Genomic DNA, 20,305 nt, shown 5'->3' with positions numbered 1-20,305 from the left:
CCCCCGGCTCGCGCACGCCACCCCACCCCCGGCGTTCGCCGGCCGACATCCGGACTGCCCGCTGGCGAGCAGTTGCCGCTCCGCCCGGTCTGTGACCTCACGTCGGGCACCCTCCCACCCGGTTTTCACTTCCGGGCCCGGAAGAACCCACGCCTCGCAATTCCTGGCATTCCCTTTCTCCTTCCAGGGCGAGCCGATGTCAGGGTTCAGAACGCTTGCCGGCCGCCGGGCGAACTGGGGCATGTCTGCATTTGACAGGGACAGGGCTCGCGGCCAGCGTTGATGAGTGCTTGTCGTCCGTGCCACTCAATGGCTCACGGCCATTCCCGTATCGCGGCGCCTCCGCGCCACGAGGTGGCTCGGCGTGTGGGCGCTGGGAGTGGTGTTGGGGACCGCGTGCGCGCCGCGCCGGGACAAGGAGTGCGCGGAGGTGCAGGCCCGCGTGCTGGAGGAGATTCGCGTCGTGGATGGCTTCCACGACCACGTCCACGACGGGGAGGCCATCGCGCGTCACGCGCACCGGCTGCGCGCCGTCAGCGCGGAACTGCGGACCCTGCACATCCGGGATGCCAGCCTCAGGAAGGCGGTGGAGGACTACGGCACCAGCATCGACCACCTCGCCAATGCCTGGGCCCAGCTCGCCGAGGCTCGGGGACCGGCGCTCGTCGACGCGGGGGCCCGGCCCGGCGTCCCGGCGAGCCTCCAGGCCCCGCTCCAGGAGGTGCTCGCCGCCCAGGCCACCGTGATGAATGGCGCCCGCTCGGCCATCTCCGACGCCTGCGGCGCCCGGTGAGAGGGTTACTTCTTCTTCGCGGGCGCGCCGCCGTCGCCGCCGGACATGGCGCGCATGAAGTCCTCGTCGACGCCGTGGATGCGCAGCGACACCAGCTCGTCCGGGGTGATGCGGGTGTAGCCCGCCGCGCGCATCCGCTTCACGAAGTCCGGCGTGACGCCGTGGATGCGGAAGGCCACGAGGTCGTCCGGCTCCAGGTCCTTGAAGCCCTGCTCGCGCATCTCGCGGACGAAGGCGGGCGTGACGTCGTGGATGCGGAAGGCGACGAAGTCATCCGCGTCCAGGTCCTTGAAGCCCAGCTCGCGAAGCTCCTTCACGACAGCCGGGGTGACACCGTGGATGCGGAAGGCCACGAACTGCTCGGCGTCCGCGTTCTGGAAGCCCGCGTCGCGCAGCTCCTTCACGACGGCGGGCGTGACGCCGTGGATGCGGAAGGCGACGAAGTCCTCCCCGTCCAGGTCCTTGAAGCCGAGGGCGCGCACCTCGCGGATGTACTCGGGCGTGACGCCGTGGATGGCCATGGCCGTCACGTCGTCCCACGCCAGCTTCGTGAAGCCGGCCGAGGCCAGGCCCTGCACCAGCGAGAGGCTGACATTGTGGATGCGGCCCTCCACGAGCTGCTTCAGCGTCAGCCCCGGGTAGCCCGCCTTGGCCAGCTCATTGGCGTACGCGGGCGTCACGTCGAAGATGCCCACCTGGACGAGCTCGTCCATGGTGAGGTTCTTGTAGCCAGCCGCCGCCAGGTCCTTGATGCGCGCGGTGGTGACGTCGGTGGCCGCGAGCTTGAAGTGGTCCTCGGTGGAGAGGTTCGGGTAGCCGAGCCCGGCCATGGTCTTCGCGTAGGCGTCGCTCGGGGCGAAGCGGTAGTGGCCCGCGCCCTCGCCGCCCTTGAAGTTGCCTTCGAAGTGGAAGGTGCCGGCCTCGCGCGGCAGGGTGAAGGAGGCGGGGCCGTCCGAGGTGGACAGGCCCTGGAAGGCGGACAGGGGCTCGCTGAAGCCCATGTTGTTGCGCTCGCCCTGACGGAAGTTGAGCTGAATCTCGTTGCCCGTCTTCCGGGACGAGGCGGTCCAGGTGCCGCGCACTTCGGCGGCGGTGGCGGTGGCGGCCGTGAGCAGCACGGCCATGAGCGGCAGGAGTGACGACAGGCGACGCATGGTGGGCTCCTTGGGACAGACTCCGCCCGTCCGGCGCGCGCCCGGGTGGGCGCGTCCGTGAGGCGCGGGGAAGAGGGTGGGGCAGCGGAACTACGAGGGGGGCGCCGGCCTATTTCGCGCGCGACTCGCGCAGCCGCCGGATGAAGTCGGCGTCCAGGCCGCCCGCGCGCAGGCGGACGATTTCGTCGACGGAGAGGTCCTTCAGGCCGGCGTCGCGCAGCTCGCGGAGGAAGTCGGGCGTGACGCCCAGGGCGCGGAGCTGGGTCAGGTCGTCCGCGTCCTTCGTCTGCACGCCGCCCGCGCGCATCTGGTCCAGCCACTCGGGCGTGACGCCCACGGCGCGAAGCTCGGTCAGGTCATCCGCCGACAGCTTCGACAGACCGCGCTGGCCCAGGGCCTTGATGTAGGCGGGGTCCACGCCCACGGCGCGAAGCTGGGTGACGTCCTCCAGTGACAGGCCCGAGTAGCCGGTGGTCTTCAGCTCGCGGACGTAGGCTTCGTCCACGCCCACGGCGCGGGCGTCCGTCACGTCGTCCGGGTCCTTCACGGTGAAGCCGGCGGACGCGAGGGCCGCGAGGTACGCGGGGGTGACGCCCAGGTGCTTCAGCTCCACCAGGTCGTCCGCGTCCAGCGCGCGGCCGAAGCGGGCGTTCATCTCCTTCGCGTACTCGGGGGTGACGCCCGCGTGGCCCATGGAGACGAGGTTGGCCACGGTGGGCGCGTAGCCCATGGACTCCAGCTCCTTCACGCGGGCCGGCGTGACGCCCGCCATCTTCAGCGCGATGAGCTGGTCCACCGAGAGCGGCTGCCCCGCGCCCACCCGCGTGCGGGCGTCCGCGTCATCGTCCTTGGCGCGCGGGCTCGGAGCGGGAGCGGGCGCCGCGATGACTCCGGGAACAGGAGCGGGAGCCGGTGCGGCGCGGGCTCCAGGCGCGGGAGCAGGAGCTGGTACGGCCAGGGCTCCGGGTACGGGCGAGGGAGCCGGCGCTGCGCGGGTTCCGGGGATGAGAGCAGGAGCCGGTGCGGCCAGGGCTCCAGGAGCAGGAGCCGGCGCGGCCGGAGCTCCGGGGATGGGAGCGGGAGCCGACGCGACCGGGGCTGCCGGCGCGGCCAGGGCTCCGGAGATGGGCGCGATGACCGCCGGAGGAGCGATGCCTCCCGCCGGAGGGGCCGAGGGCGGCGAGGCCGGACGTCCCGGCGCGGTGGGACGGGCGATCACGGAAGGCGGATTCAGAAGGTCCCCGGCTTCGGTGTTGGACGCCAGCGACGCACCGGGCAGCGGGAGGTCGCCAACCCCGGGCCGGGCATCGGCACCACGCGACGTGCTCGGAGGCGTGGCAGGCGTTCCATCCCGCTCCGCCGGGTCCTCGCGGTCCAGCATGAGCGACGTCAGGGGCGCGGCCACCGCGAGGCTGCTGGCCAGGGTGAGCACGGAGGCCCCCGCCACCCAGCGTGACGAGCAGCGCGGAGCCGGCGCCAGCACGAGCCGGCGCACGCGCTCCGGCAGCGAACCGCCCAGCGCGGACATCGCGGGGCCCGGCGTGCCGGGCTGCACGCGCAGCATCTCCAGCGCGGTGAGCGCCCGGGCGTAGGAGACCGCGCCACCACTCGCGCCCACGGCGATGTCGTCGCAGCAGTTCTCGCGCTCCACGCGGATGACCTGCGACACCCAGCGCACCGCCGGGTGGTAGAAGAGCAGCGTCTCCACCAGCACCTGCGCCAGGTTCACGGCGAAGTCATGCCGCCGGATGTGGGCCAGCTCGTGTGCCAGCACCATCTCCAGCTGCCGCGTCGACAGCCCGGAGAGCGCCGACACCGGCAGCAGCACCACGGGCGACAGCCAACCCACCGCCGCGGGCACGTCCACCGCCGACGACTGGAGCAGCCGCACCGCGCGCTCCAACCCCAGCCGCTTCGCCAGCGCGTCCAGCCGCTGCTGCCACTCCACCGGCGCGGCCACGGCCTCGCGCGCCAGCCGCCGCAGCTTCACCCACTCCGCCACCATCCGCCCCGAGCACAGTCCCACGCCCGCCACCCACGCCAGCACCAGCCACTGGAGGTGCTCCGCCACCTTCGCGCGCACCCGCTCCAGCAGCGGCACTTCCGTGGCCGCCTCGCGCAACACCGCCGCATCACCCGCGCCGCGCGTCGCGAGCTCCCCATCCCCGGTCACGGTTCCCACCACCGCCACGCGCCCGGAGTTCGCATCCTCCGCGCCGCGCGCCGCCACCCCGGGAAGCACCCACGAGCGGGGCGCGGGCTCCACGGAGGAGGCCTCCAGCGCGCGCGCCTCCGAGTAGTGCCGCCACCCCGAGACCACCGGCAGCGCGAGCGACAGCACCAGCGCCCCACAGGCCAGCGCATAGCGTGCATGGGCGGCCCGCCGCCCCACCAGGGCCAGCGCCCCCACGAGCAGCAGCGCCACCAGCGCGCCCTGCCAGAGCGAGTGCAACAGCGCCCAACCCAGGGACTCCATCAGGAGGCTGCTCATTCTTCCGCTCCTTCCAGCGTGTCCAGCAGCCGGCGCAGCTCCGCCAGCTCCTCGGGGCTCGTCTTCTTCGCGGACAGCGCCTGCATGGCCAGCCGTGCCGGTGAGCCGCCAAACGCCCGGTCCACCAGGTCCGTCACCAGCTGCCGCTGCGTCTTCTGCTCCGTCGCCCTCGCCCGGTAGACGTGTGCCCGCTGGGACTCGTCGCGCTCCACGAGCCCCTTCTCGGTCATGATCTGCATCAGCTTGAGCACCGTGGTGTACCCGGTGCCCTCCGGCGCGTTGCGATTGAGCGCCTCGTGCACCTCGCGCACCGTGCTGTCACCGCGCTCCCACAGCACCCGCAGGATGGCCAGCTCCCCATCCGTCGGACGCGGCAGCTTCGTCTCGCTCATCTCGCACCCTCTCGATACGCCTATATTACGAACCCATTCGTAGATGTCAACGAAGGGCTTCGTAGATTCGGTCCGAAGAAAGCCCCCTCTCCGGGCGGGGAAGAGGGGGCTGGAGCGTGGGGCCGGGGTTCAGCGCTCGCCGGCGGCGCGGGCGGGCTCGTCGTTGAGCGCCGTCTGGACGGCGTCCGGGTTCTGCCCCTTCCAGAAGCGGCTCGGGTGGCCGTCGCCGCGGGTGCCGCCGGAGAGCCGGTCCACCCACGGGTACTTCTGGGCCTCCTCGGACGTGTAGCCCAGGTTGAAGACGGTGGGGCTCTTGGGCATGTCACCGGCCTTCGCGTAGTACGTCCCGAAGAGCCGGTCCCAGAAGTAGTTGGTGATGCCGTAGTTGCCCTGCTCGTTGTGGTAATGGTGAGACAGGTGCAACTTCTTGATTTCCTTCAGGAACTTGAGCTTCGGCGTGTAGTTCAGGTGCTGGATGCAGTGGCAGAACTCGTAGAAGCACGTAATCACCATGGCCCAGCCCAGCGCGGCGGCGGCGCCGGCCTTGCCGTTGATGAGCCAGCCGATGGGCACCATGACGCCGCCCACCGTGGGCAGCACGTTGGCCAGCGCGCCGAAGAGGACGCGCAAGTCGTTGGGGTCCTGGTGGTGGTCGAAGTGGATGCGCTTCCACGTCGCCGCGGTGAGGGGCGACTTGTAGAGGAAGCGGCTGTGCAGGATGTGCTTGTGCACCAGGAACCAGCCCATCGGGAAGACGACGCTCGCGGCGGCCACGGCGGCCAGCATGCGCAGCGGGTTCTCGAACCACTTCACCGCGAAGTAGAGGCTGGTGATGCCCACGGCGATGTAGGCGATGACGGCGTAGTAGGTGAAGAACGAGTAGACCAGATCGCCCAGCGTCATCCGGTCCAGGTTGTGCTTCCGGTTCTTAAGGAACGAAAAGGGTGCGCTGACAGACACGGTGTCCCTCGCAGTAGCCGCTGCCCGCCGGCCGCGGGCGAGGAGCGGATTGAGCCCGCGCCGTCCCGCCGGCCACGGGGTATTCGGCGCGCCGTCAAGTAGCAGGGGCTCTCGGAAATGCTCCGTAACGGTTGTCGGCGCTATAGCGCTTTCCTTGTGCCAATGAAAAGGGCCACTGCTGAGGGGGTAGGCGTTTGTCTCCCCGCCTGCCGGGCGTGCGACCCGGGGACGGGCTTCCCTGGTGCCCGAGTGGGTCTCACCTTCCGGAGAGCCGAAACGACTTTCCAGGGAGACGCCGATGGCGAAGGCACAGCAGGGGAATGGAGGCAGCAAGAGCCGCTCGCGGCGCACGGCCCCACGGGTGGGACGGGCCGCGGGGACGAGGGCGGAGGGGACGGACCGGGGCAGCATCGCCCTGCGTCGCACGACGTCGGAGTACCGCGCCGCGGCCGAGGAGCGCGCCGCGCGGGTGCGCGAGGAAATCGAGGCCGCGCTGGCCCAGGCGCGTGGCACGCGCGAGGCCATCGAGGCGCGCATCGCGGAGCAGCTCCACGCGCCGCGCACGCCCGCCAAGACGCGCGCCACGCGCAAGCGCGCTTCCCGGAAGTAACGTCCACGTCCGTCAGGACGTGACGCGCGTACCGTGGGGAGGAGACACCGGCTGGGCGTCGTCGGACGCGGGCGCGGAGGGCTCCTCCCCCAGGCTTTTCAGCTTGCGCGCCAGCTGCGCCGCCTGCGCGCCCTTGGCGCCCATCTCGCTGCCCTGCACGCCGATGAAGGATACGCGGGCCCGCTCCAGCAGCGCCACCTGCGCGTGGAGCTGGGCCAGCAGCCGCTCGCGGCGGCGGCTCAGCGCGTCCAGGTGGTTCAGCTCCTCGCCGAGTGACGACGCGGCGAGCTCCAGCTGGCGCCGGGCCACCGCGTCCTGCGTGGAGGCCGCTCGCGCGCGCAGCTCGCGCACTTGCGCGTCCACGTCGTTGGCCACCACCGAGCCCAGCTGCGCCTCCAGCCCCGCGTGGGCCTCGGCCAGCGAGAAGCTCTCCTGCGCCATCTTCTCCAGCACGCCCAGGAGCTCCGTGCGTCCGGCGCTCGCCGGCATGCGCAGCACCACTTCCTTGCACTGGCGATAGAGGCCAAGCGCGCGCACGGCCAGGGGGCGCGCCTCGCCCTTGAGTGAGTCCTCCAGCAGCCGGCCCCGCGCCTCCACCGCGTCGGCCTCCACCACCACGTTGGCGGGCAGTGTGCCGATGCTCCAGAAGAGGGCCAGGGTGAGGAAGCCCGTCAGCACGGGCAACAGTCCCGTCGAGCCGAGGAAGCGCGCCTCCATCACCTGCTGCGTGTACAGGGCCAGCGGGACGAGCACGCCCGCCGCGGCGGCGCTCGCGGCCACGGAGCCGGGCCTGCCGGCCTCCGCGCGCCCGTTGCCCAGCCACGCCACCAGCGCCGCGGCGACGCCGCCCGCGAGGGACTGGGGGAGTGGATCAGGCGCGCCGAGGAAGAAGGGCAGGGCGGGCAGCACCGCCAGCGCCGCGCGCAGCCCCACCGCGTTGCCCGGGGAGGCGCGGGCGCCCGCCATGGCCGCGGCCACCACCGCGAAGTAGCCCGGCTCCAGCGGGAAGTGCAGCCGCTGGGCGATGGCCCCCAGCACGCCCATGCAGGCCGCGCCCCCGAGCGCGCGGAGCGTGCGCGACTCGAACTCCTCGCGGTGGAGGAACTGCACGGAGAGGGCCATGGGTGCACCGTCCTGGCTAGTACGCGTTGTTCTGGCCGAAGTTCTGCATCGTCTTCTTGTAGAGCTGCCGCGTCTCGCGGCGGACGTCGTCCTCTCCGGCCGCGCTCCTATAGGCTGCCTGCGTCTGGTCCACGTCCGCAAGCTCCGACGAGAGCGCCTGGGCGGACGCGCCGAAAATCCTCCGCGCGTTGTCCAGCAACCCACTCGCCGCTGCCCGGTTGCCGCGCTTCATCTCCTCCGCGGCGGCCACCAGCTGCTGGGTACCCAGTGCCCGTGTCGCATGGACGCGCACGTCCTTGTCCAGGTTGGCACGCACGAGCGCGGCGTCGTCCGTCGCGCGCGCGGTGAGGCTCAGCGCCGTCTCGGCCGGCCCGCCCCGAGCCACGTCCACGTAGCGCGCCCGGGCGCCCAGCACCTGGAGCACCTCCGTGCCGGAGGCGGGTGTCGCCAGCGTCAGCTTCGTCACCACGCGCACGGACTGGTCTCCGGCCAAATCATACAGCGGCACCTTCACCACGTTGCCCTGGCGGGTGGAGGGCACGCCCATCACCTCCACGGCCTGCACGGCGTCGGACACGAGCAGCTCCAGCTCCACGTTCCGGGCCACGGTGCTGGTGGCCTGGTCCAGCTCGCGGGAGAACACCTCCGCCAGCCGCGCCGAATCATCGATGAAGCCGGAGAAGCCGCCGCCCTGCTCGGCGATGCCGCGCATCAGCGACTCCTGGAAGTCCGCGCCCACGCCCAGCGCGCTCACGGTGATGCCCTCGTCGCGCAGCGAGCGCGCGAGGTTGAACAACGCCGGTTCCGACACGATGCCCATGGTGGGCTGCCCGTCGCTCAGGAGGATGGCGCGGCTGACGCGGTACTCCTTGAGGTAGGGGCGCAGCGCGCCGGCCGCGCCGGTGAGGCCGCCGCTGAGGTGGGTGGAGCCCTGGTCGCTCAGCCTGGCGATCTCCATGAGCAGCTCGGAGCGCACCTCCTCCGTGACGTTGCGGCTGGGGAGCACCCGCACGTCGCTGCCGTAGTCCACGAAGGCCAGCCGGTCCTCGGGCGTGAGGCGCCGCACCAGCTCCGCGGCGGCGCGCTTCGCGTCCTCCAGCTTCTTGCCGGCCATGGAGCCGGAGCGGTCCAGCACCAGCGCCAGGTTGACGGGCACGCGGTGGCCCTTCTCCGTCGGACGGGCCTTCAGCTCCAGCCATGCGAAGGCCTCGCTCCGGCCCCGTTGCACGTACGCGCCGGACAGCTTGCCGGACAGGGTGAGCGCGCCGTCCGCGGGCGTGGAGGTGACGAGCGGCAGCGTCACCGTGGCGGGGGCCTCGTCCGCCTTCGCCACGGTGTGGCTGGTGTCCGTGACGGACGGGGGCGTGGGCGTGGCACTGGGCGGCTTGCCCAGCACGAGCGCGGCCAGGGCGAGCAGACCGGCGGCGGTCACCAGCAGCAGGGTGCGGTTCATACGGGACCTCGGGGCGTGGGAGCGGCGAGACACGCCCACGTTCGCCCGGCTGCTTCCCGCGCGCATCGGTCAGCGGGAGGAGGGTCCTCCGGATGACCGATGCTCCCCAAGCGCTCAGGCGCTTCCCGAGGCGAGCGCGGCCGGCCGCCGCTGCCGCACCAATTCCTCCACCACGCTGCGCACGCGGCCCTCGTCGAAGGGCTTCTCCAGGAGGACGTTGGGGATGCTGGACAGGAACTCGCGCGCGCCGGTGGTGAAGGCGCCGCCGGAGACGAACACGAAGCGGCCCTCCAGCCCCGCGTGCTCGCGCCGCACCGTCTCGTACACGTCGCGGCCCGTCAGGTCCGGCATCATCACGTCGCAGAGGACGGCGTCCGGCTCGGGGCCCACGTCGAGCCGCTCCAGCGCCTGGCGCCCGCTGGTGGCCACCTCCACGTCGTGCTCGCGGAGGATGCGCTGCAATACGCGCCCCACGGCGGGCTCGTCGTCCACCACCAGCACCCGGCCGCGCGTGGCGCTCCTGGCGGGCCGCGGCTCCGCGGACACCGGCACCGCGTGGCGCTCCGGCTCCGAGGTGGGCAGCACCACGCGGAAGGAGCTGCCCCGGCCGGGCTCGCTCTCCACGGTGATGTCGCCGCCCAGGCCGCTGATGATGCTGTGGCAGATGGACAGCCCCAGCCCCGTGCCCACGCCCACCGGCTTGGTGGTGAAGAACGGGTCGAAGATGCGGTCGATGACCTCGCGGGAGATGCCCACGCCGGTGTCCTGCACCTCCACCACCACGCGCCCGTGCCCGTCGCGCCGCGTGACGAGCCGGATTTCGTGCCGGTGCGCCGCGCCCTCGGGAATGGCCTGCGCCGCGTTCACCACGAGGTTGAGGAACACCTGGCTCAGCTTCCCCTCGTTCGCCATGACGGGGGGGATGTCGCCGTAGTCCCGCCGCAGCTGCGCGCGGTGGCGGATTTCGTTCGCCGCCATCATCGACACCGAGTCCAGCACCCCGTGCACGTCCAGCGGCGACACGCGCTCCTCGTCCGGCCGGGAGAACGTCTTGAGCTGGCGGACGATTTGCCGCACGCGCTCGGCGCCCTCGCACGCCTCGTGGAGCACCTCCTTCCACTCCTCCAGGTCGGCCGCGCCGTGCAGCCGCGCCGCGAACGCCGGTCCGCCCGCGCCCGGCGGCAGGTGGTGGCGGAACTCCTCGGACAGGAAGCCGAGGTTGGAGAGGACGAAGGCCAGCGGGTTGTTGATTTCGTGCGCGATGCCCGCCGCCAGCGTGCCCACCGAGGCCAGCCGGTCCGCCAGCGTCAGCCGCGCCTGCAGCTGGCGCTGCTCCGTCACGTCGCGGGCGATGGACACCATGGCCGGCTGCCCGTCGAAGCGCAGGGGCAGCGACACCACCTCCGCCACGCGCGTGCGCCCGTCGCGCCGCACCAGCCGCCGCTCGCCGGTGAGCGCCGCCGCGCGCGTGCCCCCGGGGCCCCGCATGTCCTTGACGAAGTCGTTCAGGCTCTGGCCCGTGAGCTGCTCCGCGTTGTCGAAGCCCAGCGCGGAGACGAGCGCCGCGTTGGCGTAGACGATGCGGCCATCCCGTTCAATCGCCGCCGCGTCCGGCACGCCCTCCAGCAGCGCGCGGAAGCTGGCCTCGGACAGCTTGAGGGCCTCTTCGGCCTCGCGGCGCTCGGTGATGTCGCGCGCAAGCCCCTCCACCGCCACCACGCGCCCGGAGGCGTCCATGACGGGGGCCACCACGTGCTCCAGCCACAGCGTGCGCCCGTCCGGGTGGATGAAGCGCACCACCACCGGCGCGCCCTGGAAGGGCTGCGGCGCCTCCAGCAGCTGCTCCAGGAGCGCCCGGTCCTCCGGGTGCACGCGCTGGTACCACAGCTCCGCGTCCGCGTAGTGCGCCACCGGGCCGTAGCCCAGCTTGGTGTGGGCCACGCGGCTCACGTAGGTGAAGCCGCGCGGCGGCTCGCGCCGGTAGAGGTACAGCACGTCCGACGCGTTCTCCGCCAGCTGCCGGAAGCGCCGCTCGCGCTCGCGCAGCGCCCGCTCCGACTCACGCCGCTCCAGCGTCACCGCGATGGCGCCGGCCGCCGCCGACAGCAGGTCCACCTCCAGCCGGTCCCACGCCCGCGCCTCCGCGACGTTGTCGAAGCCGATGAAGCCCACCAGCACGCCCTGGACCCGCAGGGGCAGCGCCAGCAGCGACAGGATGCCCTGCGGGTCCAGCAGCGCCCGCTCCACCTCGGGGAAGTCCACCACCAGCCCGTTGATGACGTCCCCGCGCGACAGCGTGTCCACCCAGCGCGGCAGGTACGTATCCATGGGCAGGTTCTGCAGGTCGGGGTTGTCGATTTCGGCCTTCACCCCCGGCGTGCACCACTCCGCGCGCTGGCTGCACAACATGCCTCCGTCCAGCGCGCGGTGGACCTCGAACACGTAGACGCGGCCGGCGCCCGAGGCCTGGCCCAGCGACGGCAGCACCGGGCCGTACAAATCCCCGCCCTCCGGTGTCGCCAGCAGCCGCTGCTGCATCTCCACCAGCGCCGTGAGGTAGCGCTCGCGCCGCGCCAGCGCGTCGTCCGCCGCCTTGCGCTCGGTGACGTCGTTCAGCGTCCCGGACGCGCCGAGCACGTGGCCGGCCTCGTCCACCATCAGCCGCGCGAACACCTCCACCCACCGGAAGCCGCCGTTGCGCGTGAGGTAGCGCACCTCCTTGCGCGTGTACTCGACCTTGCCTTCCACCAGCGGGATGAACATCTCCTGAGCGCGCTGCCGGTCCTCCGGGTGGAGGAACTCCAGGAAGGGACGCCCCAGCACCTCGTCCACCGTGAAGCCCGTCAGCTCCACCCAGGCGGGGTTGAGGAACGTCCACGCACCCTGCGTGTCCGTCTGGAACACCACCTCCCGCAGGTTGTCGATGACCAGCCGGTAGTGCCCCTCGCGCGAGGTCCAGTCCTGCCGGGAGTGCGGCGTCTGCATGATGAGACTCGAGGATGAGGACCGCTCGCCCAGGCGTGCGGCGTCCGGGCGGTTCATAATTTCGTAACGATTCTGGATTTTTCGCCCTGCAAGCAAGGGGGCCAGGATGACCCCGGGAAGCGTGGGATGGTCACAGCGTCCCTCCGGTTGTTGAGGCAGGGTAGCGGGTGCCGTCTTCCTTCGGGATGGGCGGGAATGTCACCATGGTTGCGCGCGGGGAAGTCCGTCATGTCCTCTGGAAGCGCCCAGCTTTCGATGATCCACCCGGAACCAGGGGAAAGGGCAGAGGCCCTTCTCAACGATGCGGTCCTACGGCTGCTGCTCGAGCAGGCCACCGAGGCATTGGTCCTCGTGGATGCGACGGGGCGTGTGCTCGCCTTCAACGGTGAAGCCTCGCGGCAGTTTCGCATGTCCCGGCCCGAGCGGGTGGAACATGGTTGGCTGCCCGGGTGCGCGTGGGTGCGAGCGGAGGACCCTTCACTGCCATTGGAGATTTCGCCGCTCACGCGAGGACTCGCGGGCGAGTGGGTGAAGGACGCGCGCTGGGGGCTGCGGCGGCCGGACGGGACGGTGGTGGTGCTGCGCGGCTCCGTGGTGCCACTGGGCGTGCGGGACGGACGCGCGGAGGGAGCACTGCTGCGCGCTCGGGAGGAGACCCCCGCTCGCCTGGACGCGGCCAGTGCGGCCCGGCTGCTCGCCGAGGCCGGTGCGCTGCTGAGCGGCGCGCTGGACGCGGAGGAGCGCATGGAGCCGCTCTTGCGGCTCCTGGTGCCCGCGGTGGCGGACGCGGGCGTGTTCTACCTGGGGCCGCCGGGAGAGCCGGCGCGCGCGGTGGCGGCGGCGCACGCCTCGCCGGAGCGGCACTGCCTGCTGGTGGAGTGGCTGCGCGGCCAGCCAACGGACGCACTGGTGCCGGGAGGCCTGCCGCCCGTGCCCGGCACGGGTGGCGCGCGGCGGCTGCGGCTGACGGAGGCGCATCCGGACGCCGCCTCCAGTGACGCGGCGCCGCACCTGGCGGGGATGCTGGAGCTGCACTGCTACCTGGGAGTGCCGCTGGTGGCGCGCGGGCGCGTCATCGGGTCGCTGGCCCTCTTCCGCTCGGACGCGTCGCATGACTTCGGCATCGAGGAGGAGCGGCTGGCGGAGGAACTGGCCCGCCGCACCGCGCTCTCCGTGGACAACGCGCGGCTCTTGCGCGAGGCGCGCGAGGCGGTGCGCCTGCGCGACGAGTTCCTGGGCATCGCCAGCCATGAACTGAAGACGCCGCTGACGCCGCTGCACCTCAAGGTGCAACTGTTCCACAAGAAGGTGGAGCTGATGGCGGTCCATGGCCAGCCGGTGTCCGCCGAGCGCGTCCTGGAGACGCTGGAGGTGGTGCAGCGGCAGGTGCGCAAGCTGACGAGCCTCGTCGACAACCTGCTGGACGTGTCGCGCATCACCGCGGGCCGGCTGAAGCTGGAACTGGAGGAGATGGACCTGGCCAGCGTGGCCGCGGAAATCCTCTACCGCTTCGCCCCGTCCGCCGCGCAGATCAACTGCTCGCTGGAGCTGCAAGCGCCGCTGCCGGTGGTGGGCCGGTGGGACCGGCTCCGGCTGGAGCAGGTGCTGACGAACCTGGTGTCCAACGCGCTGAAGTACGGCGCCGGCAAGCCCGTGTGCGTCACCGTGGAGGCGGAGGGACGCAACGCGCGCCTCACGGTGAAGGACTGCGGCATCGGCATCTCCGCGCGGGATTTGCCGCGCATCTTCGAGCGCTTCGAGCGCGCGGTGAGTGACAGGCATTATGGCGGGCTGGGCCTGGGGCTCTACATCACCCGTCAAATCGTGGAGGCCTTCGGCGGCACGGTGCGCGCCACCAGCGAGCCGGGCGTGGGCTCCACCTTCGTGCTGGAGCTGCCGCGCGGCGACATCCCGGAGGAGTGGCTGGTCCCACCGGCGGGCGGGGAGCCCCCTCCCGCCTGAGGCGCCTCAGGCCGCGTGCGCGGACGAGGCGTCGGTGGAGCTCTCGGACGGGACGGGCGCGGGCGTGTGGCGGGGCAGCCGCACGTGGAAGCAGCTTCCCCGCTGGGCCCCCGGGCTCTCCACCCAGATGGTGCCGCCGTGGCGCTCCACGATTTCGCGGCAGATGAAGAGGCCCAGCCCCAGGCCGCCGTAGTGGCGCGCCTGCGCGTTGGACGCGCGCGCGAAGGGACGGAACAGCCCGGCCAGGCTCTCCGGGGGAATGCCGATGCCCTCGTCCTTCACGTGCACGACGACGTGGTGGGCCTCCTCCTCCAGCGACACGCGCACGGTGCCGCCCTGCGGCGAGTAGCGCACGGCGTTGCTCACCAGGTTGGTGAGCACCTGGTCCAGCCGGGGCGCGTCCCAGTCGCCCTCCACCGCGTGGCCGGGGGTGTGCAGCTCGAAGGTGATGCCGCTCTCGCCGCGCAGCTCGAAGCGCTCCACCACCTCGTGCAGGAGCGGCACCAGGTCCGCGCGCTGGCGCTCCAGCTCGAAGCGGCCGCCCTGGATGCGGGTGGTGTCCAGCAGGTCGTCCACCAGGCGCCCCAGCCGCTCCGTCTGGCGGGCCATGGAGCGCAGCGCCTTGAGCAGCCGCTCGCGCTCCGGGAAGTGGTCGCCGCTCTTCTCCAGCCACTGGAGGGTGAGGGACGCGAAGCCCTTGAGGGGCGTGAGCGGCGTGCGCAGCTCGTGGCTGGCCACGCTGATGAACTGCTCGCGCGCGCGCACGGCGTCCTTCAGCTCCTCTTGCGCGTCGCCGGTGCGCGCCGCCATCTCGTTGAAGCTGCGCCCCAGCTCGCCCAGCTCGTCGTCCTCCTCCACCTCCACCCGCCGCTCCAGGTCTCCCGCGGCCAGCGCGGAGGTGGCCTCGCGCAGCGCGTCCAGGCGGCGGATGACGTCGCGGGCGACGAGCTGCGAGAGGGCCAGGGCCAGCATCACCCCGAACACCACCAGCCCCACCACCGCGGCGCTCATGCGCGTAATCGCCGCGTAGGCCACCGCCAGCTCCTGCGTCACCACGACGCTCCAGGCGGTGTCCTCGACGGGGGCCTCGGCGGCGAGGATGCGGCGGTCCGCCTCGTCGAAGACCTCCATGACGCCGCCGCCGGTCCGGGCCAGCTCCGCGGACAGCTCGTCCGGCAGGTGCGCCTCGCCCAGCAGCGCGGAACTGGAGGCGGTGTCGCGCAGCACCTTGAGGCCGCGCCTGTCCAGCACCTGCACGCGGAAGCGCCGCGAGGCGGGCGTGGTGGCCTCGCTCAGCCGCTCCAGGGACAGCAGGCCCACCAGCATGCCGTGCAGCTCGCCGTCGTGCTCGAAGGGCCGCGTCACCGCCACCAGCGGCCGGTCTCCGGGAGGGCGGGTGAAGGGCACGGACACCTCGGCGCCGCCGTGGGCGAGCGCCCCGGAGAGGAAGGTGTGGGGGGACAGGTGCCAGTCCTCCACGCCCGGTGAGGTGGCCAGCACCGCGCCGGACGCGTCCACCGCGAGCGCCGCGTCGAAGGCGCGCGCCTGCGCGGCGAGGTTGCGCAGGTACGGCTGCAGCCGGGCGCGCTCGCCCGATGCGAAGGCCGCGCGGAAGCCGGGGGACTCCAGCATCAGGTCCAGCGACTCGCGCGCGTCGTCCAGGTAGCGGCGCAGGAAGTCCGCCTCGCCCACCGCGGCGCGCTGCGTGTCGTCGCGCACCTGCTGTTCGATGGCGCGCTGGGCGAGGAACGCGGCCAGCCCGCCCAGCGCCAGCAGCGGTACGAAGCCCGCGAAGGCCAGCCCGCGCAGGAGCTTCCACCCCACGGTGCGCGGGGCGCGCGGGCGCCAGTCCAGCGCCTGCGCCACGCACGCCAGCGTGAGCACCGCGTACACGCTGGCGCCCAGCCACGACGCGCCGCGGCCCAGCGCGTACGCCAGCAGCGCGAAGGGCACGGCCAGCACGCCCATGAGGAGGTGCGGCAGCCGCGCGTGCAGCCGGCCCGAGGGCCACAGCAGCCCCAGGCCCGCGAGGGTGAAGATGGCGCCCACCAGCGGCCGCAGGGGATACAGGTGCGCGTACACGGACACCGGGAAGCGCTCCGGCACCGCGAGCAGCGCCACGCCGAAGGTGGTGCCGGTGAGGGCCGCGAAGGCGCGCAGCATGGGCCGCCGCCGCATGGCGGGCCACGCCTCCAGAATCAACCCACCGAAGAGCAGCGGGTAGAGCACGATGCCGGTGAGGCTGCCGGGCAGCACGTTCAGCACCCACCAGTAGAGCGCCATGGCCGAGCCCAGCGTCAGGCGCCCGGCCACGTCCAGCCACCGGGGCGAGCGCGGGTACAGCATCGCCCCCATCAGGGAGATGCTGCCGGCCAGATAGGTGAGCCCCAGCAGGCGCACGTACGGGTAGAGCGGCCGGAAGGGAGCCATCCGGAACTCGTACGGCACGTACGTCATCATCACGCCGAATATCAGCCCCACCAGGGCCGCTGGCCACGTCAGCGGCAGGGGGAACGGCGAAGCCGGCGCCTCGGGCTGTGAAAAGAGGGAAGATGACATCTTCCCGGATTCACGCGCGGCGGGGCTCATGGGTTCTACTGTCCCCCGGGCTTTCGTCGGGGGCACGACATCCCGTGCGCACGACGAGGTTCACCTCGCATCATGCGACCTCGAGCACCGTCCATTCGCGCACCTCGCCGGCCAGCGTCACCTCCACGACGTCGCCGGCCTTGCGGCCCATGAGGGCGCGGCCCACGGGCGACGCGGGGGTGATGACGGACAGGAAGCCGTCACCGCCGGGGCCCGTCAGCTCGGTGCCGGCGCCCACCGGCAGCACGAAGAAGGTGCGCTCGGCGAAGCCGTCCTCGTCCTCGGTGGACATGTCGACGATGGCGCCCAGGGCCACGGGGCCCTGGCGCGGGAAGCGGGGCAGCTCGCCCTGGCCGAACTTCGCCAGCGCCTGCAGCTCCTCCTGGACGCGGCGGGCGCGAGCGGCCTGCCCGGTGGCGAGGCTGCCGAACTCCAGCGCGGCGCGGCCGTCCTCCTTCTTCTCGGACTCCGTGGCCAGGTTGCGCGCGGCCTCGCGCGCGTCGGCCTCGGCCCGGTGGGCCAGCCGGTCGGACTGCTGGAGCCTGTCGGCCAGCTGCCTCAGGAGCTCATGCTTGTCGAGTGGCATGGTATCGATACAGGACTGTAGCGCCGGGTGCCGACACCTCCAGTTTTCCGCCTCGACCGTACTCGTGCCGGAGGCGGACCCGGGGTTGGACGGCCGGGCGGTACCCTGTCGGCCAGCACACGTCTAAACCGCCTCCTGGGGTGTGGCCCTGGCTAGAATGAAGGGCATGACACCCCAGGAGCTTTCCCAGAAGGCCCGGCAGCTCGTCGCGGAAGGCGCGGTGCTGCTGGATGTGCGCACCCCCCAGGAGTTCCAGCAGGGCCACCCGGAGCCGGCCCGGAACATCCCCGTGCAGGAGCTGCCGAGGCGGCTCTCGGAGGTGGGCCCGCCCGGCACCCGCGTGGTGGTGTACTGCGCCGCCGGAGGCCGCAGCGCCCAGGCCGTGCAGCTGCTGCGCGCCAGCGGCTTCACGGACGTCTTCGACCTCAAGTCGGTGAACTACTGGTAGGCCGGGTGGGGTGACGCCGGGGACGCGGGACGCGTGACACGGGCGCCCGCTTGGAGCAGGGTTCACGCGCCCGTCATGAACCGCACCGCTGGCTTCCTCTTCGTCGCCCTGTCCGGGGCCTGCTTCGGTGTGCTCGGCCTCTTCGGGCGCCTCGCCTACGACGCGGGCGCCGACGTGGCCTCGCTGCTCTTCCTGCGCTTCGGCATCGCCGGGCTGGTGCTGGCCGGCGTCATGGCCGTGCGCCGCCAGCGGCTGCCGGGCCTCAAGGTGATGCTGGGCCTGGGGCTGCTGGGCATCTTCTACGTGAGCGAGGCGGGGGCCTACTTCGCCGCGCTCCGCCACATCCCCGCGGGGCTGGCCGCGCTGCTGCTGTACTCCTTCCCGGCGCTGGTGGCGCTCCTGCAGGTCTTCGTCTTCCGCGAGCGGCTGGGCCGGGTGCGGTGGATGGCCGTGGCGCTGGCGCTGGGCGGCACGGCGCTGACGGTGGACCTGGAGGGTGGCGGGGTGAAGCCGGAGGGCATCCTGCTGGGCCTGTTGTCGGCGCTCCTCTATGCCGTCTACGTCGTCCTCAGCTCGCGGCTGGCGGGCGAGGCGGGACCGCTGGGCACCAGCACCGTCATCCTCTGCTCCGCCGCGGGCGCGCTGGGCCTCATGGTGCTGGCACAGGGGCCGGCCTTTCCCACCACCGCCACCGGCTGGAGCGCGGTGGTGGCGCTGGCCCTGATTTCCACCGTGGCCGCGGTGCTCCTCTTCTTCATGGGCATGGTGCGCATCGGCCCGGTGAACACGTCGCTGGTGTCCACCATGGAGCCGCTGACGGCGGTGGTGGTGGGCGCGCTCTTCATGGGCGAGCGGCTCAGCGTCCGGCAGATGCTGGGCGGCCTGCTCATCCTCACCGCCGCGGGGATGCTGGCCCGGGCCGGCGCGCCCCCCGCTTCCGAGGAAGCCTCGAAGGAGGGGCGGGCCGCGCGCTAGCGCGTCACCGACTTCAGGAAGCGCTGCACGTCGTGCACGAAGCGGTGCGGCAGCTCCGCGTGGGGCGCGTGGCCGGTGTCCGGGTAGAGGACGAAGGTGGCGTTGGGGAGCGCCTCCACCAGCGCCCGCTGCTGCTCGACGGGGAAGAAGCCGTCCATGTCGCCGCCCACCACGAGCACCGGCACGTCAATCTCGCCCAGCCGTGCCGAGTGGTCCTCCGCGATGAGGCCGTCGAGCGTGGCCTGCCACACGCGGGCGGGGACCTTCAGGCTCTCCGACACGAGCGTGTCGATGTACCAGCGCGGCACGGGGCGCACGAAGGTGCCCGTCTGGAACTCGCGGACGAAGTCCGGGTCCACGGTGCCCACCTGCTGGTCGACGATGGACTTCAGGAACAGGGCCACCTCGTTGCCCGCGACGGTGGGCGCCGAGCCCACGAGCACCAGCGCCTGGACCCGGTCGGGGTAGTCGAGCGCCACCTGCTGCGCGATGAAGCTGCCCATGGAGTGGCCGACGAGGATGGCCTGCTCCTCGCCGATGGCGTCCAGGAAGGCCACCACGTCCGCGGCGAAGTCCTGCTGCGTGTAGCAGCACGCGGGCCGGGACGAGTCACCGTGGCCGCGCTGGTCCAGCGCGTAGACGTGGAAGCTGCGCGGGAAGATGGGCAGGTCCAGGTCCCACGTGCGGTACGAGTCCGTGTAGCCGTGGAGGAACACCACCACGGGCCCGTTGCGCGAGCCCTGCTCCAGGTAGCGCAGCGTCACGCCGGTGCTCAGCCGGACGGAGCGCTCACGCGGCGCGGACAGCTCCTGCGCGTTCGTGCCTGTTTCGACCTGCCGTGCCTCCGCGGCCATGGTGGAGGTCTCCGGCTCCGGCGCGGGGCCACCACATGCGACGAGGACGGGAAGGACGAGCAGGGCGGCGAGGAGCTTTCTCATGCGGGGGTTGCCTCGGTCGTGCGCGGCGGATGAGTCCGTCGCGATGCGTGTTCATCTTACGACTACCCCTGACATTGCCTGACGCGAAGTAACTCTCGGGGTTGTCAGGAATTCGTGTTTCCCTCTGAGGCAGGCCCGGCCGATGTGAGGTTGAATTGACCCGTGTCTGTCATCAGCAACGGAAGGTTTTCACGTGGCTGATGACAGTGTGACACGCGTGTCCCACGCGCCTGCGCGAGCACGGCGAGCATGTCGGAGTCACCGGAAGCCGAGTCGTGGACCGCTCCAGGCCTCGCGCGGCGCCGCGCGGTGCGTCACGTCGGAGTGTCGGTGGGGGACAGGGGAGGCCGGGCCTCACCGGCGGCGCGACGACGGCGGGGCCTCCTCCGCGCGGGCCCGCATCTGGGCCTTCACCTCGGGCGGGAAGTCGTTCCAGTGCGTGTTCGTGAGCGCGCCGTGCAGGGCATAGAGGGCCACGGCCGACACCTGTTCGGGGAACGCGGCCTTCAGGCGGCGGTAGGCGTCGGTGGCGCCGACGGCGCGCAGCGTGGCCTCGTCGGGGATGCCCACGGCGCGGAGCCGCTCGGAGGTGCGCTCGCCGAGGTTGAGCAGCCCGGCGGTGGAGCCCCGGGCGGACGCGCCGGCCTTCACGGGCGTGGGGGACGTGCTCGGGCGCTTCCGGGAGGGACGCCCGGGTCGCGGAGGTCGGGGCGAGGGCATGGCGCGGGAGGTTTGTAACCTTTCTCCGCCCTTTTTCGTGGTGCCGCTGGATGCCGGGATTTTCCCCGGCCGACAGTGGAGGCGGCACATGGAATCGACCCGGGTGGCAGTCGTGGGAGGCGGGCTG

Annotated in this window: 16 protein-coding genes; 5 read left to right on the top strand and 11 right to left on the bottom strand. The window is 72.2% G+C overall.

The features are described from left to right. Nucleotides 1–364: 364 nt before the first annotated feature. Nucleotides 365–793: a hypothetical protein gene (locus HG543_RS35960; protein ID WP_169349435.1), complete on the top strand. Its 429-nt coding sequence runs from the start codon at nucleotides 365–367 to the stop codon at nucleotides 791–793. 5 nt (nucleotides 794–798) lie between these two features. On the opposite strand, the gene HG543_RS35955 is transcribed toward HG543_RS35960, so the two are convergent. From HG543_RS35955 to HG543_RS35940, 4 genes are all read right to left on the bottom strand, one after another. Continuing rightward, nucleotides 799–1,947 carry a 4-hydroxy-3-methylbut-2-enyl diphosphate reductase gene (locus tag HG543_RS35955; RefSeq protein ID WP_169349434.1) on the bottom strand — a complete coding sequence of 383 codons (1,149 nt, stop codon included), beginning with the start codon at nucleotides 1,945–1,947 and terminating at the stop codon, nucleotides 799–801. Between the two features lie 109 nt (nucleotides 1,948–2,056). After that, nucleotides 2,057–4,438, bottom strand: a complete 2,382-nt coding sequence (locus tag HG543_RS35950) for a M56 family metallopeptidase (RefSeq protein WP_169349433.1) — start codon at nucleotides 4,436–4,438, stop codon at nucleotides 2,057–2,059. Next, the gene (locus HG543_RS35945) at nucleotides 4,435–4,830 is read right to left on the bottom strand and encodes a BlaI/MecI/CopY family transcriptional regulator (protein ID WP_169349432.1); all 396 of its coding nucleotides are present in this window, start codon (nucleotides 4,828–4,830) and stop codon (nucleotides 4,435–4,437) included. The genes HG543_RS35950 and HG543_RS35945 overlap by 4 nt, the downstream gene beginning before the upstream one ends. A 129-nt stretch (nucleotides 4,831–4,959) precedes the next feature. Continuing rightward, a complete protein-coding gene (locus HG543_RS35940; protein WP_169349431.1) occupies nucleotides 4,960–5,790 on the bottom strand; it encodes a sterol desaturase family protein in 831 nt (276 codons plus the stop codon). 298 nt (nucleotides 5,791–6,088) lie between these two features. Between HG543_RS35940 and HG543_RS55755 the strand changes: the two genes are divergently transcribed. Next, entirely contained in the window at nucleotides 6,089–6,400 is a 312-nt protein-coding gene (locus HG543_RS55755) for a hypothetical protein (protein ID WP_246357539.1), read from the top strand. Between the two features lie 12 nt (nucleotides 6,401–6,412). Here the strand turns inward: HG543_RS55755 and HG543_RS35930 are convergent, their stop codons facing one another. The 3 genes from HG543_RS35930 to HG543_RS35920 form a co-directional block, all read right to left on the bottom strand. Then, entirely contained in the window at nucleotides 6,413–7,522 is a 1,110-nt protein-coding gene (locus HG543_RS35930; RefSeq protein WP_169349430.1) for a hypothetical protein, read from the bottom strand. Nucleotides 7,523–7,538: 16 nt separating this feature from the next. Next, nucleotides 7,539–8,975, bottom strand: a complete 1,437-nt coding sequence (locus tag HG543_RS35925; protein ID WP_169349429.1) for a vWA domain-containing protein — start codon at nucleotides 8,973–8,975, stop codon at nucleotides 7,539–7,541. Nucleotides 8,976–9,089: 114 nt separating this feature from the next. Then, nucleotides 9,090–11,960, bottom strand: coding sequence for a PAS domain S-box protein (locus HG543_RS35920; RefSeq protein ID WP_169349428.1), 2,871 nt, complete (start codon nucleotides 11,958–11,960; stop codon nucleotides 9,090–9,092). A gap of 228 nt (nucleotides 11,961–12,188) precedes the next feature. Between HG543_RS35920 and HG543_RS35915 the strand changes: the two genes are divergently transcribed. Then, on the top strand, nucleotides 12,189–13,922 hold the full coding sequence (locus HG543_RS35915; protein ID WP_246357538.1) for a sensor histidine kinase: 1,734 nt from the start codon (nucleotides 12,189–12,191) through the stop codon (nucleotides 13,920–13,922). Nucleotides 13,923–13,928: 6 nt separating this feature from the next. On the opposite strand, the gene HG543_RS35910 is transcribed toward HG543_RS35915, so the two are convergent. Together HG543_RS35910 and HG543_RS35905 are read right to left on the bottom strand one after the other, a co-directional pair. Then, entirely contained in the window at nucleotides 13,929–16,481 is a 2,553-nt protein-coding gene (locus tag HG543_RS35910; RefSeq protein ID WP_246357537.1) for a sensor histidine kinase, read from the bottom strand. 100 nt (nucleotides 16,482–16,581) lie between these two features. Beyond that, nucleotides 16,582–17,097, bottom strand: a complete 516-nt coding sequence (locus tag HG543_RS35905) for a GreA/GreB family elongation factor (RefSeq protein ID WP_169349425.1) — start codon at nucleotides 17,095–17,097, stop codon at nucleotides 16,582–16,584. 166 nt (nucleotides 17,098–17,263) lie between these two features. On the opposite strand from HG543_RS35905, the gene HG543_RS35900 reads away from it, so the two are divergent. Together HG543_RS35900 and HG543_RS35895 are read left to right on the top strand one after the other, a co-directional pair. Further along, nucleotides 17,264–17,545, top strand: a complete 282-nt coding sequence (locus HG543_RS35900) for a rhodanese-like domain-containing protein (protein WP_169349424.1) — start codon at nucleotides 17,264–17,266, stop codon at nucleotides 17,543–17,545. Nucleotides 17,546–17,620: 75 nt separating this feature from the next. Next, entirely contained in the window at nucleotides 17,621–18,520 is a 900-nt protein-coding gene (locus HG543_RS35895; RefSeq protein ID WP_171818275.1) for a DMT family transporter, read from the top strand. Here HG543_RS35895 and HG543_RS35890 read toward each other — a convergent pair. Further along, on the bottom strand, nucleotides 18,517–19,458 hold the full coding sequence (locus HG543_RS35890) for an alpha/beta fold hydrolase (protein ID WP_169349422.1): 942 nt from the start codon (nucleotides 19,456–19,458) through the stop codon (nucleotides 18,517–18,519). The two genes, HG543_RS35895 and HG543_RS35890, sit on opposite strands and share 4 nt — an antisense overlap. A 354-nt stretch (nucleotides 19,459–19,812) precedes the next feature. Continuing rightward, a complete protein-coding gene (locus tag HG543_RS35885; protein ID WP_211194387.1) occupies nucleotides 19,813–20,109 on the bottom strand; it encodes a TfoX/Sxy family DNA transformation protein in 297 nt (98 codons plus the stop codon). Nucleotides 20,110–20,305 lie beyond the last annotated feature (196 nt).

Source organism: Pyxidicoccus fallax, assembly GCF_012933655.1.
Classification (GTDB): Bacteria; Myxococcota; Myxococcia; order Myxococcales; family Myxococcaceae; genus Myxococcus; species Myxococcus fallax.
The sequence above is the reverse complement of the archived record's forward strand: the minus strand, read 5'-3'. Positions and strand labels throughout refer to the sequence as shown.

Coding starts and splice junctions, on each gene's coding strand:
- HG543_RS35910 (WP_246357537.1), bottom strand. CDS start 16,481: ATGTCATCTTCCCTCTTTTCACAGCCCGAGGCGCCGGCTTCGCCGTTC.
- HG543_RS35950 (WP_169349433.1), bottom strand. CDS start 4,438: ATGAGCAGCCTCCTGATGGAGTCCCTGGGTTGGGCGCTGTTGCACTCG.
- HG543_RS35930 (WP_169349430.1), bottom strand. CDS start 7,522: ATGGCCCTCTCCGTGCAGTTCCTCCACCGCGAGGAGTTCGAGTCGCGC.
- HG543_RS35900 (WP_169349424.1), top strand. CDS start 17,264: ATGACACCCCAGGAGCTTTCCCAGAAGGCCCGGCAGCTCGTCGCGGAA.
- HG543_RS55755 (WP_246357539.1), top strand. CDS start 6,089: ATGGCGAAGGCACAGCAGGGGAATGGAGGCAGCAAGAGCCGCTCGCGG.
- HG543_RS35915 (WP_246357538.1), top strand. CDS start 12,189: ATGTCCTCTGGAAGCGCCCAGCTTTCGATGATCCACCCGGAACCAGGG.
- HG543_RS35905 (WP_169349425.1), bottom strand. CDS start 17,097: ATGCCACTCGACAAGCATGAGCTCCTGAGGCAGCTGGCCGACAGGCTC.
- HG543_RS35890 (WP_169349422.1), bottom strand. CDS start 19,458: ATGAGAAAGCTCCTCGCCGCCCTGCTCGTCCTTCCCGTCCTCGTCGCA.
- HG543_RS35925 (WP_169349429.1), bottom strand. CDS start 8,975: ATGAACCGCACCCTGCTGCTGGTGACCGCCGCCGGTCTGCTCGCCCTG.
- HG543_RS35920 (WP_169349428.1), bottom strand. CDS start 11,960: ATGCAGACGCCGCACTCCCGGCAGGACTGGACCTCGCGCGAGGGGCAC.
- HG543_RS35945 (WP_169349432.1), bottom strand. CDS start 4,830: ATGAGCGAGACGAAGCTGCCGCGTCCGACGGATGGGGAGCTGGCCATC.
- HG543_RS35955 (WP_169349434.1), bottom strand. CDS start 1,947: ATGCGTCGCCTGTCGTCACTCCTGCCGCTCATGGCCGTGCTGCTCACG.
- HG543_RS35895 (WP_171818275.1), top strand. CDS start 17,621: ATGAACCGCACCGCTGGCTTCCTCTTCGTCGCCCTGTCCGGGGCCTGC.